The organism is Bartonella sp. Raccoon60 (assembly GCF_002022585.1).
Taxonomy (GTDB): domain Bacteria; phylum Pseudomonadota; class Alphaproteobacteria; order Rhizobiales; family Rhizobiaceae; genus Bartonella; species Bartonella rochalimae.
Map to the genome: position 1 here is coordinate 584,533 of NZ_CP019786.1, position 13,533 is coordinate 598,065.

Here is a 13,533-nt window from a genome sequence, read left to right on the forward strand (position 1 = left end):
ATAATTCCCTTTTTGCAGGTTATTAGAAACTGTATCTTATGTTATCATTATAGGTACGAAATATGAGTTCTTGTTTATCTGATAAGATTAGGTAGTGTTGCAGTGAGAAGTATGTTACTGTTGAGGCATTTAGTTCTTTTTATTTGTGCTATTTTGTTGGTTGCATGCGGTAGCTCGCGTGCTGTACTTTGGCATGGAATACATGCGACACCGTCTATGGTTGCTACACAGCGAAAGGTTGAAGGGCAAATTCTTCCGAAAGCTATTATCCCAGTGTACGTTGCTACAAGTCGTATGATGCAGGATAATTATTCTCAACCTTATGGAGCAGAACGATCAAATACAGTACATTACAATCGTGTTGATGTAGGAATTCCTCAACAACATGTGAAAGGTATGGTTGAAACAAATGCCTATAAGCCTAGTCATGATAAATATTTTGCAGCAGTCGCTTTGCAAAAATATGATAATAAAGAACAGTTTAAACAGCAATTAAATGTTGCGTTAGCAAAAAAAGCAAAAGGAAAAAAAGAAATTTTCCTTTTTATTCATGGTTACAATAACAATTTTGCGGATGGCACATTCCGTACTGCTCAATTTGCTTACGATTATTCCTTGAATGTTGTTAATGTGCACTATTCATGGCCTTCGGCTGGTGCAATACCTCTTTATATTTATGATCGTGATAGCGCTAATTTTGCGCGTGATGGACTGATAGAACTTTTGATTACTATCAGTGAAACAGATGCTGAGAAGGTTTCAATTATAGCTCACTCTATGGGTAATTTCGTTACGATGGAAGCATTTAGAACTCTAGCGTTACAAGGAAAATATAAAATCATTCAACGTAATACGAGTTTTTTAATGGCAGCACCTGATATTGACCTTGATGTATTTGAGCGTCAACTTAATGATATTAAAATATTACCTCAGCCAACAGCCATTTTGGTATCTCGTAAGGATAAAGCTCTTGCTGTTTCAAGTCGTCTTACAGGTGGACATCCTCGTGTAGGAGATGGTTCAAATATTGAAATATTGCGGAAGAATGGAATAGCTATTCTTGATTTATCTAATGTTGATGGTGGGACGCATAATGTATTTGCATCTTCTCCAACATTAATGGCTCTATCTCGAGAAGGATCTTTAGCTTCAACAATTATGCAAGAAACAGAATTATCACCTAGTGAGGCGATTCTTGCTGATGGTAACAATATTTTAAAGAAAACAGCGAGTTTTATTCTTTATACGCCTATACGCCTCTTATCTCCATTAACTAATTATTAAATATAAAAGATCAAATATAATAATTTAATATTAATAAATTAGAAAAGAGATTTTTTTAGCACTTTTTTTAGAATAACTCTATAGGATTTGAAATGAATAGTGGAATAAATGTATACAACTAATCATTAGGTAGAGTTATAATGGTTCAACGAAAATACTATACTAAAACACTTACATTAGTTGATTATTTGTCTTATTCTGCTGTTAGACTATTAAATATTTATGCTATGCTTTTGAAAATAAAAAAAGCTAATATAAATGGAGCACCGGATTTATTGCATAAAATTGATTCCACTAAACAGCAGTTAGATGAAATAAGTTATGCTCTTGTTTTAGAATATCGCAAACGTCAAGAAAACGAGCATTTTTTAAAACAAATTTTAATGTCAATTTCCGATCAAATTTTTTCACTTAATAATGGTTTTAAAGAAACTAGTCGCCTTTTATTTCAAGAAATACGAACGATTCAATCACAAATTCAGTATTTTTATGAAGGTGCGGAAAAACAAAATTCATTAACTGATAATCAGGAGATATCTTACTCTTCATCCAAAATTGATGATATTATTCAACGATTACAAAAAGCACGGCAGAATCTTGCTTTTGAGAATCCGCATCTCTTTGAAAAATAATAATGCAGTTCAAAATACAAGCTAAAATTATGGTAATTTATAAATTTTATAAGTGGATTAAATTAGATAACATCACTAAAAAAAGAGACATAGATTTTCTGTACTTATTGTTAAATAATTTCATAAAAAAGAAAGAACATTTCATTTAACAAAAATAAGTATTAGGAGTTGATATTGTCGAAAAAATAATTCTAAAAAGATATTATTACCTTCTATCATATTTAAAGGTATTTTAATTTGATTCTTTAATTATAAAAATTTGAGGAAAAATTTATTGGATCCTAGACGAAATCATTAATATGGCTAAAAGTCTAATTTAGGCTTGATTATGAAATCCAACTAAAATTTATATATTGGCTATTTTATATATTTAAAAGCTAAAAATATATTCAGTTTTTCTCTTTCTTTAAAATTCGCTTTAAGGCTAAATGAAATTCTTTATAATTATAAAGGATAAAAGGATTAGAAAAAAGCTTTTATCTATTCCTTTTATTTATTCTAAATTAGCAATATAAATAAGTTGTGATACTCATAAAATTAAAGTATATCACTTTAATCATTAAAGCTAATAATTCTATGAAGGCAAAAAATCTTCTGTAACAATCACATATATTTTAATTTAAACTAAGCTAAATTATTTTGATGGGAAATATTTTTCTACCAATGCGTAAATAATTGCTGCGGTCTCAATATCTAAAAGTCCATTATAGTTTTCTTGACGAAAATGGAGCTGGAACGCCATAATCAAATTTTTATACTCACTTTCAGTATTTGCACCTGAAGTATCGTATCCATACTTTTTCAGTTTAGCTATAACTTCTTCTTTTGCTTTTGCGAAAAATGAAGGATCTCTAGTAAACTCTTCTTGATAAAAATCTTTTTGTACGGCATCGTACCACGCTCCTATACCTGAATCATAAAGTTTTTTCCACGGAAAAGCTGCACCTGGATTCATTTTTCTCCCAGGAGCAATATCACTATGGCCAACAACATTAGTTGGTGAAATATCTGGATAACGTTGAAGAATGTTAAATGCAGGTTCTTTAATTGCATCAATTTGCTTTGGATGAAAAGGCGGGAATGTAAACTTCCCGTTGTTATCGGTTGCTAGATTAACTGTTTCAATTCCAATAGCTGTATCATTTAAATTATTACGTCCAGCCCATGAACTAATGCCAGCATGCCAGGCTCGCTCATTTTCATCAACCAAATAAAAATGCGCATATCTTTAAAACCTGCATCAATGTATGTCTGTTCTGAAGGATCAGGAACAAGATAATGGGCGCTGACTGAAGGTCCTGTGAGAGTTATAACAGATGATTTAAAGTTGGCTGCAGTGTAATGCATTACTAGAAAGCGAACCCGACGATTAAAACCCTTTACAGTACGATAGCTATTATAATCGATTTTATGCATAATACCCCCCTTTATTTAATTTTAATTATAGTATAACGATATTATATATTATTACAATAATTAATTTTATTTATTATAAAAATAATAACCAAGACATATTATCTAATTAATAGAAAAAAGAAGAATACGATAGAAGTAATTTAATAATTATTTTTTAAAATATACTTATAATTGTCCAATATAATTATTAAAAATAAATCTTTTTTATTGCTATTATATACATTAAAAATCCATATGATAATATAGTTCATATTCATTTTGAGATCTAGAAAGTTCAGTTATTCTCTTTAGCAATATGTGTTTTAATTAGGAGGAGATCAAAAATAAGAATATTTATGGTACTGATGTTGTTTGTATTTGATTTGGGAGTTATCTATAGAAGTCAACAGGTTGTTCACTTTCGAGATATTTGCGGATTAGGGATATTGGATGTAACAGGAGATATAGCCTTAAACGCTTATACCTGTTTATTAACTAACGTAAGGCTTTATAGTGGTTAACATATAAGTATAAGCTAATTTATTGAGACTAAATATTTCTGGTAAATTGCATTGTAATATTTAAGTTATATAAAATTAATAATTATTTTTATTGTAAATTATTACTACATATTATTCTTGATATCGCTTAATAAAACAAGATTTTAGATCATTTCAATAGAATATAAATTTCACTGATACAATAATCACTTCTTTTTCTAAAAGATTTATAAATACTCTTATCATAAAATTACAAGATATATATAATATTCTAATTTATCAGCAGTTATTTTTACACTAGCTGCTATAAGTACCATAATGAGAAACGCTATCGAAGTGATCAATGAGATTTGAAATTAGAATAAATTGAATGATACAAGTTATTATAGAAATATTTAATTATAAAAATTTTTTATAAGATCATCAAAATTCAGGTATAAAATTTTATATAATCTAAAGAGAGATATTCTTTAATCCATTTTCTTTTTTACCTTCTATATATTTAGCAAGAGCATCAGTTTCTTGTTTAGTAAAAAAAAGGCCAAGTTTTGAACGGCGCCATAATATGTCTTCACATGTTTTTGCCCATTCTTTTTCCATTAACCATTTCACTTCTATTTCATAAAGCCCATGTCCAAAATATTTCCCTTTATCCACATTCCCATTCGCAAATATTATAAATGTTTCTGAACCATAGGAACAAGCAAGCCTACGGCAAGTAAAAGCATCTAGATCTGGAAGTAAAACAGAAATTCTGTTTTCAATCATATCTAATCTATTATATGGAAAATCGCCTCCAGGAAGAACAGAGTTCAGTGTCCATGGTCCTTTCTTAGGACCAAGCGCTTTTTCAATAAATTTCATTACATCTTCAGCCAATGTGCGATAAGTCGTTATTTTTCCACCATACAAATTAAGAATTTTAGGTGTATTCTCTGTTCCTATTTCTTTGAGGACATAATCACGTGTTATTTCTTGAGCCATTGAAGTACCATCATCATAAAGAGGACGAACACCCGAATAAGTCCATATAATGTTTTCACGCAATATCGGTTGTGTGAAATATTCGTTTGCTACTGCGCAAATATAATCGATTTCTTCATCACTAATAGATACATCAGTAGGATTACCTTGATAATCACAATCTGTTGTTCCGATTAATGTAAATTCTTCCTGATATGGAATAGCGAAAATAATACGATTATCATTATTTTGTAAAATATAAGCGCGATTATGCATATCAAGTTTTGGAATCAAAATATGGGATCCCTTAACAAGCCGCATTGGAGGAAGTTCTGTAGAGTTTAAAACATTTTTTAAAACATGATTAATCCAAGGACCAACCATATTCGCAATATAAGAAGCGGTAACGCAGTATTTTTTATCATTTAATTTATCATGAAGAGTAATAAGCCATTTGCTCCCTTCTATTTTTAAGGATAGAACTTCTGTTCGTACTTTTATATCGGCTCCCCATTTTTCTGCATCTCGCGCATTAGCAATGACCAAGCGAGCATCATCTACTATCGCATCAGAATATTCGAAACCTTTATGATAATTTTTTTTAAGAGAAGTACAAAAATTTTTTGAAAAATTAATCATTTTGGTACGCTGAAATATTTGATTCCAACCGCCAAGATAATCATAAATAAAAAGTCCTAAACGTAATATCCAAGAAGACCGTAATTTTTTATGATAAGGTAGGATAAAGCGCATAGGATGTACAATGTGCGGAGCCATACGCCAAATAATTTCGCGTTCTTTCAATGCTTTACGAACTAATCTAAATTCATAGTGTTCAAGATAACGAAGACCACCATGGATAAGCTTTGTTGATGCACTTGATGTACCGGATGCAAGATCATTCATTTCAGCTAAGCCAACATTAAATCCACGACCAGCTGCATCTCTGGCTACTCCGCACCCATTTATTCCACCACCAATAATAAATAGATCATAATGCACCATGGCTTTCATTGTTTTTTCTTTTTTCATATTAAGTTGGCCTACAGGAGTTAATGATGCCAATATTTGAGCGATTAAGGTAAATGCTTTATATCAAATATTTTGATATTTCTTTTAACAAAAAAATACGAAAATATGCATGAAAATATTCTGTTTATCAGATAATAGAGAACAGGTTATCTCCATAATTCGCTAAATTATATATTATAATTTAATTGGTTTGTTGCATAAATATGATACTTTATCATATAAGTTTATAAATACTTAAGCTAAATACAAAGACAGATAAATGATCGATCAAGCTCAACATTTAAAATTACCATTCATGAAAATTTTTTTAATGGTGTTTATTTTGAGCGTTTTTATGTATTTGTTTTTGTCATACGCGCAAACAAAAGAACAAACATCGAACCATCTAACCATAGAAAATCTTAAAATACAACTTTTAGAAGATTCTGATTTTTTGTCGAAGTTTAGCGAAAAAAGCACAAAAAGCATCAGTGATGATTATATTCGACAGATTATAAGAGACTATCTCCTTAATAATCCGGAGATTATGATTGAAATGCAATTTATCCTTCAAGAAAAATTTGAACAACGCCGTCAGCAGGAAGCTCAAAAACAATCTGAAATCATTAAGTTATTAGAAAAGGAAATTTTTCAATCTCCTCATGATGCTATTTTAGGAAATCCAAATGGAAAAATAGTGCTTGTTGAATTTTTTGATTATAATTGTAGGTATTGTAAACGTTCCTATTCAGATTTAATAAGTCTAATACAAGAATATCCAGATCTACGAATAGTTATCAAAGATTTACCAATTTTAGGGCCTGATTCCGTAGAAACACATATTATTGCTTATGTTTTTAGAAAACTCTTTCCAGAGAAGTATTTTCAGTTTCATAAAAAACTCTTAATGAGCCAAGGCCGTGCAAATGAAGCTAAAGCTATAAAAGTAGCAGTTTCTTTAGGAGCCAATGAAAAAGAGCTACGGAATGCAATCCAAAGCTCAAACTTACAGAAATTCTTTCAAGAAAATCTTAAAATCGCTTCTGCCTTGAATATTCTTGGTGCCCCCGCTTATATCATTGGAGATAAAATATTTAGTGGAGCTGTAGAAAAAAGTATTTTGCAAGCAGCAATAGAAGATGCACAATGAACTTTTCTTTTCTCAATGAGATTATTGAGAAATACACCAATATATTGATTCTTTGATTTTTTTGTTAACAGATTTATAAGTGTGGATTTGTATTGCAGTTTAATTTAATGACAATGTGAACACAATGATTAGGGGAAACTTCATTAAAATTTAAAAGATATTTAGTCATAAGGATAGTAAGTATTAGAAATTTTATCGGTCAAGGAGTTAGGAATAAAATGGCAATAAAAAAAACAGATACTCAGCAGTGTACTGGGATTGATACAGCAATTATCCGCGACCTTGCTGAAATTTTGAATGATACAAATTTGACCAATATTGAAATTGAACAAGACGGATTTCGCATTTGTGTAGCGCGCCAAAACACTTCTTCTTCTGCACAAACAATTTATGCACCTATGTCTGGCTCTATAGTAGGTCCTTCTTCACTTCCGACAACTGAAGATTCTATAAAAAAAGAAAAATCAAAAAATGAGGTAGTATCTCCAATGGTTGGTACAGCATATCTTGCTCCTGCGCCAGGTGCACAACCTTTTGTAAAAGTAGGGCAAAATGTTTCTAAAGGCCAAACTTTACTGATTATTGAAGCAATGAAAACGATGAATCAAATTTCATCACCGCATTCAGGTACTGTGACTGCTATTTTAGTTACAGATGGTCAACCAGTTGAATTTGATGAACCACTTATTATAGTGGAATAAAACGAGGGGCAGTCATGATACAAAAAATCCTCATTGCTAATCGAGGAGAAATTGCTCTTCGCATTCTGCGAGCGTGTAAAGAACTTGGAATTAAAACTGTAGCTATTCATTCAACTGCTGATGCTGATGCTATGCATGTTCGGCTTGCTGATGAAAGTGTGTGTATTGGTCCTCCACATTCTCGGGATTCTTATTTAAATATTTATCAAATTATTTCGGCGTGTGAAATTACAGGAGCGGATGCTGTTCATCCAGGTTATGGATTTCTCTCTGAAAATGCAAAGTTTGCAGATGTATTGGAAGCTCATAATATTACATTTATTGGTCCAACAGCAGCACATATTCGTATTATGGGTGATAAAATAGAAGCTAAAAAAACTGCTAAAAGCCTTGGTATTCCTGTCGTTCCAGGTTCTGATAACGCTATAGTTGAAGAAAAAGAAGCTCTGCGCATTGCTAATGAAATTGGCTATCCAGTTATTATTAAGGCTTCTGCAGGTGGTGGTGGACGGGGTATGAAAGTTGCTCATTCTGAGCAAAAACTTTTAGCAGCTTTCAAAACAGCACGTTCAGAAGCTAGTGCTGCTTTTAATGATGATTCAGTTTATATTGAAAAATATCTAGAAAAACCACGTCATATTGAAATTCAGATCATAGGTGATGGAGCTGGTAATGCTATACACTTAGGAGAACGTGATTGTTCACTTCAACGGCGCCACCAAAAAGTATGGGAAGAAGCGCATTCTCCTGTACTTAATGAAGCTGAGCGGAAAAAAATTGGTAATATTGTTGCAAATGCCTGTGCAAAACTTGGATACCGTGGGGCGGGTACCATTGAGTTTCTTTACGAAAATGGTGAATTCTATTTTATCGAGATGAATACACGTTTACAAGTTGAGCATCCTGTAACTGAAGCAATTACAGGTATAGATTTAGTTCATGAACAAATTCATATTGCATCTGGTTTAGGGCTTTCAGTTGCCCAAAAAGATATCCACTTTTCTGGCCATGCTATTGAATGCCGCATTAATGCTGAAGACCCAATTAATTTTACACCATCTCCAGGACTTATTACCCATTTTCATACACCTGGAGGGCTAGGAGTTCGTGTTGATTCAGGGGCTTATTCAGGCTATCGTATTCCTTCCTATTATGATAGCTTAATCGGAAAACTGATTGTTCATGGTCGTACACGTTTGGAATGTATGATGCGTTTACGGCGTGCTTTAAGTGAGTTTGTGGTTGATGGTATCAAAACTACATTACCTTTATTTTGTGATCTTATTGACAATAAAGATATTGCTAATGGTGATTATGATATTCATTGGTTGGAAAAATATCTTTCTGATAAATCAGTCTCTTTCGATTTATAAGGAGTAAATTTATAAACAATACTTGTTTATCAATATAGGCATTATAATACACATCCGATTAATTTGGCTTAGATATATCTTTCAATAGTAAATCACATTCATAATTTTTTATTTGCCTTTTTGTAAGTTTATGCTATTTCCAATATAATGTGCCCTTATAGCTCAGTTGGTAGAGCACCTGATTTGTAATCAGGGGGTCGGGAGTTCGAGTCTCTCTGGGGGCACCGTTTTTTGTATTTAACATATTGAAATATAATATTTTTTTTTGGAATGAATGCTAGAATTTTTTTTCCACACTACTTTATTTAATCTATATAGTTTTGATAATATCCTTTGGAGCATTGTGTTAGATATAAAAAGGCTTTTCATCAGCATAATTCTGGTTTTCATTTTGTATTTTATGATTTTACCTACCGTGCCAGTAAGCATATGAAAAAGTGATATTGGTGTGGTGGTGCTCTTTACATATTTTATATAAATAAAATTTTATGCATTATTAGATGTATCAAATTATAGATGTTTTCCAAAAAGTTAGATAGATTCTATTGAAAATAGTATTCTCAATTTTCACTTACAAAATCTTATAAATTAGAGATATTTTAAAATGCTATATATTTTATGAAATATGTTGAATCATAACATTGAATTTTACTATTTAAGATATATTAGTTGATTAATGAGAAAAACTAGATATGCGGATATATATAGATTCAAAAATTATTTTAGAAAAAAGATAAATCATCAAATAAGAAGTTATATGTTTTATTTTTTCAGCAATGAGAGAGAATAAAATATCTATATGAGGAGAAGAGGAAGGGGAGGTTATTTGTTTGCTTAATAAGATAATAATAGAGATATATGAATAATATTCCTATGACATTTTATCATTCTCCACCATTAGTAAAATTTGCTGTGGCACCAATGTTGGGTTGGACAGATCGGCATTGCAGATTTTTTTATCGTCTTTTGACGAAAAAGGCGTTGCTTTATACTGAAATGTTCGTAGCTGATACTGTGATTTACGGTATCCGTAAAAAATTATTGGCTTTCAGTGATGAAGAACATCCAATTGCAATACAATTAGGAGGATCAGATCCAAAAAAATTGGCAGAAGCTGCACGTATTGCCGAAGACTTTGGTTATGACGAAATTAACTTAAATGTTGGTTGTCCATCAGATCGTGTTCAGGCAGGTATATTTGGTGCTTGTTTAATGTTGCATCCTGATATTGTAGCGCGAGCTGTAGAAGAGATGAAACGAACTGTTACTATAGCTGTGACTGTTAAATGTCGTATTGGTGTAGATGATCAGGATGAAAAATTGGCTTTAGACTTTTTAGCTGATCGTGTATGGAATGCTGGCTGTGATGCGCTATGGGTACATGCACGCAAAGCGTGGTTAAAAGGATTAAGTCCAAAAGAAAATCGTGATATTCCACCACTTAATTATAAAAGGGTTTATAATTTAAAGCGTAAATATAAAAATAATTTTATTGGATTAAATGGTGGAATAAAATCAATTAGTGAAATTAAAGAGCACTTAAGATCATGTGATGCCGCTATGGTTGGACGACAAGTTTATCATAATCCTATTTGGCTGAACCTTATTGATTCTGAAATATATGGTGAACCGCAGAATAATCTTAGTGATTATGATCTTATTAATGCTATGTGTGATTACACCGCCAAACATATAGCTTCAGGAGGACGTCTTTCTCATATTACACGACATATGATTGGTTTGTTTCAAGGGCGTGATGGTGCACGACGATGGCGACAAATATTATCACATAATGCAACAAAGACGGATGCTAATGTGCATATTTTAAAAGAAGCTTTTGCTGCTATCAGTTAAGATAATTTGATCAATATTTTAATATTATATAATAAATTAAGTTATAATTTATGAATAATTATTAGAAAATTGCAGTTCTTCAAGAAAGAGATAAAATAAATATCTTAGTTGATCAGAGTTAATCTTTGTTAAAGGTTAAAAAATGTAAAAGTTTACTGCAATAATTGTATACAGCGATATATCAGTTTCATCTTTTAAAAGAGTTTCAACATTTGCTCTCTATCATCCTAGATACTTATTAAGTGGCGCATCTTACATTTGTAATATGAAAAAAAACAATAAATTATTTATATCCTATCTGTAAAAAAAGTTCTAATTATATATTGTAGATTCGAAAAGGTATTTTCATGATTGCTAGGCCATTTGATGATTTTCGTGCTTTATTAATAAATTTACCTATTGCTGATGAATTTACAATAACTTTAGCAAAAAAACGGCAGGCACAATTAGTGAAAACAAAGGGTGCACTAGGAAAATTGGAAGATATTGCAGTTTGGTATGCGGGTTGGAGAGGAGAAGAAAAACCAATTATAATGAAGCCTCTAGTTGCTATTTTTTCTGGCAATCATGGGGTTACTGATGAGGGTGTTACACCATTTCCACAATCTATAACACAACAGATGGTACAAAATTTTACAACAGGTTGTGCTGCGATCAATCAGATTTGTGTAGCTTATGATCTTGGATTGAAAATATATGATTTGGCATTAGAATATCCAACAATGAATATTACAAAAGATGCGGCAATGGATGAGCGCAGTGCAGCCGCAACAATGGCATTTGGAATGGAATCAATAGCCGGAGGAACAGATCTCTTATGTGTTGGAGAGATGGGAATAGGCAATACGACTATAGCTTCAGCTTTATGTCTTGCTTTGTTTGGTGGAGAAGCTGAGGAATGGGTCGGATCTGGTATGGGAGCTGTAGGAGAATTTTATCAGCGCAAGGTTATGGCTGTAAAAACAGCAGTCTCTTTACACAAGAACTATTTAAATGATCCTTTTGAAATTATGCGTCGCTTAGGAGGGCGTGAGATTGCTGCTATGGTAGGGGCTATTTTAGCTGCAAGAATGGAAAAAATTCCAGTTATTTTAGATGGGTTTATAGCGACAGCAGCAGCAGCAGTGCTGTATAAAATAAATCCAAGTTCTCTTGATCATACACTTGTTGGGCATGTTTCTTCTGAAACAGCTCATCGTAAACTTTTAGAAAAAATTGGGAAAGAACCACTTTTGGATTTAGACATGTGTCTTGGTGAGGGAACAGGTGCAGCTATAGCAGCTGGTATTGTTAAAGCGGCCGTCTTAGTTCATACGCAAATGGGACCGTCTGAGTAGAAAAACTGAGTATTAAAAAGTAAGAATGTGATCATAAATATTAAACAACTTTAAAAATATAATTTTCTAGAAAATAAAAACTTTATTAAACTATAAAATTCAAGTTTCCTAAAATCGTTCATTTTTTCGCATAATATTTTGATGGTATAATTTTTAAAAATCGATACCTCAGATTACTTTTTTCATTTGAGTTAGTTGATTTGATATTTTTCAGTTTTTAAAAAGGATATCAAGACTGAATTGCAGATTTTATGATATCTAAACTTAGAACGTATCAGTTGGAGTTTTAGTGATTATTAATTATTTCAACATATGCTGAGTATATTAGCTTTACTAGTGGCTATTAATACAATTAGGTAATAATCTTATAGGTTATAAATTTCAAATCTTCTTTTAGTGAATTCATATTTAAGATTAGATGCTATTCAAATTAAATAATAGCATTTTAGTTAAGTAGAGCTTTTATTAACAATTTCACTGGGATATTAGATGTTACAATATTAGATAAAGAATGCTGCTTTATGCATGGTGAACTCAGCTTTATATTATAAAGCTATCATGATTAATTTATTATATTTGATATTGATAATTCCTTACACTGTTTATAGGGGCTATAAACTTTGTTAAAGTTAACTAATTTGATAAAAAATTAATATACTATCAAATTCATAAGAATTTACGGACTAAACAGCGAAGATATACAATAAGCTCATCATTAAACCATGGGTGTTTTTTTAACCAAAAAGTATTTCGCCATGATGGGTGGGGTAAAGGCATAACATTATATCCTCGAGGTTGACGTATGGATAGTATGTTTTTCCAATCACTGACGGTTTCCGAGACAGTTTTATATTTTAGGTTTGTGATATGCCATTTGTGCGCATAACTTCCAACAGCAAGAACAAGTTTTATTTGCGGCATAGCCTGAAATACTTTTTCATGCCATATTTCTTGACATTCATTTCTTGGAGGCAAATCAGATTTATTTGGGGCATAGCCAGGAAAACAAAATCCCATAGGAACAATAGCAAATAGAGATCTATTGTAAAATTCATCACTGGTTACACCGAGCCAATTACGTAATCTTACGCCAGAACGATCATTGAAAGGGATCAAACTTTCATGCACACGCAATCCTGGTGCTTGACCTGCAATTGCAATAGAAGCAGTATTAGATAAATAGACAACAGGCCTTGGTTCATGGGGAAGGGGAGGAAGATAATGTGGATGTTTGATACAAACACGGCAAGAATGAATATCTTTTTCTAATTTTATAATATGCTCACATTGTTCTTTATTCATAATAAATAAGAAATTAAAAAGATATTTTTAT

The 13,533-nt window shown here is 31.6% G+C and carries 9 protein-coding genes, 1 tRNA gene and 1 pseudogene; 8 read left to right on the forward strand and 3 right to left on the reverse strand.

The window, feature by feature from the left end; all coding sequences use genetic code 11:
• Positions 1-111 precede the first annotated feature (111 nt).
• Both Bra60_RS02595 and Bra60_RS02600 read left to right on the forward strand, forming a co-directional pair.
• Entirely contained in the window at positions 112-1,284 is a 1,173-nt protein-coding gene (locus tag Bra60_RS02595; RefSeq protein ID WP_371326058.1) for an alpha/beta hydrolase, read from the forward strand.
• A gap of 140 nt (positions 1,285-1,424) precedes the next feature.
• Positions 1,425-1,916: a hypothetical protein gene (locus Bra60_RS02600; RefSeq protein WP_035005916.1), complete on the forward strand. Its 492-nt coding sequence runs from the start codon at positions 1,425-1,427 to the stop codon at positions 1,914-1,916.
• A 634-nt stretch (positions 1,917-2,550) separates the two neighbouring features.
• On the opposite strand, the pseudogene Bra60_RS02605 reads toward Bra60_RS02600, so the two are convergent.
• Together Bra60_RS02605 and glpD are read right to left on the reverse strand one after the other, a co-directional pair.
• Positions 2,551-3,332 (reverse strand): annotated as a pseudogene (locus tag Bra60_RS02605) (N-acetylmuramoyl-L-alanine amidase).
• Positions 3,333-4,264: 932 nt separating this feature from the next.
• Positions 4,265-5,806 carry a glycerol-3-phosphate dehydrogenase gene (gene glpD / locus Bra60_RS02610; protein ID WP_078698045.1) on the reverse strand — a complete coding sequence of 514 codons (1,542 nt, stop codon included), beginning with the start codon at positions 5,804-5,806 and terminating at the stop codon, positions 4,265-4,267.
• A gap of 259 nt (positions 5,807-6,065) precedes the next feature.
• On the opposite strand from glpD, the gene Bra60_RS02615 reads away from it, so the two are divergent.
• From Bra60_RS02615 to cobT, 6 genes are all read left to right on the forward strand, one after another.
• Positions 6,066-6,935, forward strand: coding sequence for a DsbA family protein (locus tag Bra60_RS02615; protein WP_078688513.1), 870 nt, complete (start codon positions 6,066-6,068; stop codon positions 6,933-6,935).
• 218 nt (positions 6,936-7,153) lie between these two features.
• Positions 7,154-7,636: an acetyl-CoA carboxylase biotin carboxyl carrier protein gene (gene accB / locus Bra60_RS02620; RefSeq protein ID WP_078688514.1), complete on the forward strand. Its 483-nt coding sequence runs from the start codon at positions 7,154-7,156 to the stop codon at positions 7,634-7,636.
• 14 nt (positions 7,637-7,650) lie between these two features.
• Positions 7,651-9,009, forward strand: coding sequence for an acetyl-CoA carboxylase biotin carboxylase subunit (accC, locus tag Bra60_RS02625; RefSeq protein WP_078688515.1), 1,359 nt, complete (start codon positions 7,651-7,653; stop codon positions 9,007-9,009).
• Positions 9,010-9,160: 151 nt separating this feature from the next.
• Positions 9,161-9,233, forward strand: a tRNA-Thr gene (locus Bra60_RS02630).
• A gap of 649 nt (positions 9,234-9,882) precedes the next feature.
• Positions 9,883-10,863 carry a tRNA dihydrouridine(20/20a) synthase DusA gene (gene dusA / locus Bra60_RS02635; protein WP_078698208.1) on the forward strand — a complete coding sequence of 327 codons (981 nt, stop codon included), beginning with the start codon at positions 9,883-9,885 and terminating at the stop codon, positions 10,861-10,863.
• 347 nt (positions 10,864-11,210) lie between these two features.
• Positions 11,211-12,200, forward strand: coding sequence for a nicotinate-nucleotide--dimethylbenzimidazole phosphoribosyltransferase (cobT, locus tag Bra60_RS02640; RefSeq protein ID WP_078688516.1), 990 nt, complete (start codon positions 11,211-11,213; stop codon positions 12,198-12,200).
• Between the two features lie 666 nt (positions 12,201-12,866).
• Here the strand turns inward: cobT and Bra60_RS02645 are convergent.
• Positions 12,867-13,502, reverse strand: coding sequence for a uracil-DNA glycosylase family protein (locus tag Bra60_RS02645; RefSeq protein ID WP_078688517.1), 636 nt, complete (start codon positions 13,500-13,502; stop codon positions 12,867-12,869).
• Between the last annotated feature and the right edge of the window lie 31 nt (positions 13,503-13,533).

Coding starts and splice junctions, on each gene's coding strand:
- Bra60_RS02600 (WP_035005916.1), top strand. CDS start 1,425: ATGGTTCAACGAAAATACTATACTAAAACACTTACATTAGTTGATTAT.
- cobT (WP_078688516.1), top strand. CDS start 11,211: ATGATTGCTAGGCCATTTGATGATTTTCGTGCTTTATTAATAAATTTA.
- Bra60_RS02645 (WP_078688517.1), bottom strand. CDS start 13,502: ATGAATAAAGAACAATGTGAGCATATTATAAAATTAGAAAAAGATATT.
- Bra60_RS02595 (WP_371326058.1), top strand. CDS start 112: ATGTTACTGTTGAGGCATTTAGTTCTTTTTATTTGTGCTATTTTGTTG.
- accB (WP_078688514.1), top strand. CDS start 7,154: ATGGCAATAAAAAAAACAGATACTCAGCAGTGTACTGGGATTGATACA.
- accC (WP_078688515.1), top strand. CDS start 7,651: ATGATACAAAAAATCCTCATTGCTAATCGAGGAGAAATTGCTCTTCGC.
- Bra60_RS02615 (WP_078688513.1), top strand. CDS start 6,066: ATGATCGATCAAGCTCAACATTTAAAATTACCATTCATGAAAATTTTT.
- glpD (WP_078698045.1), bottom strand. CDS start 5,806: ATGAAAAAAGAAAAAACAATGAAAGCCATGGTGCATTATGATCTATTT.
- dusA (WP_078698208.1), top strand. CDS start 9,883: ATGACATTTTATCATTCTCCACCATTAGTAAAATTTGCTGTGGCACCA.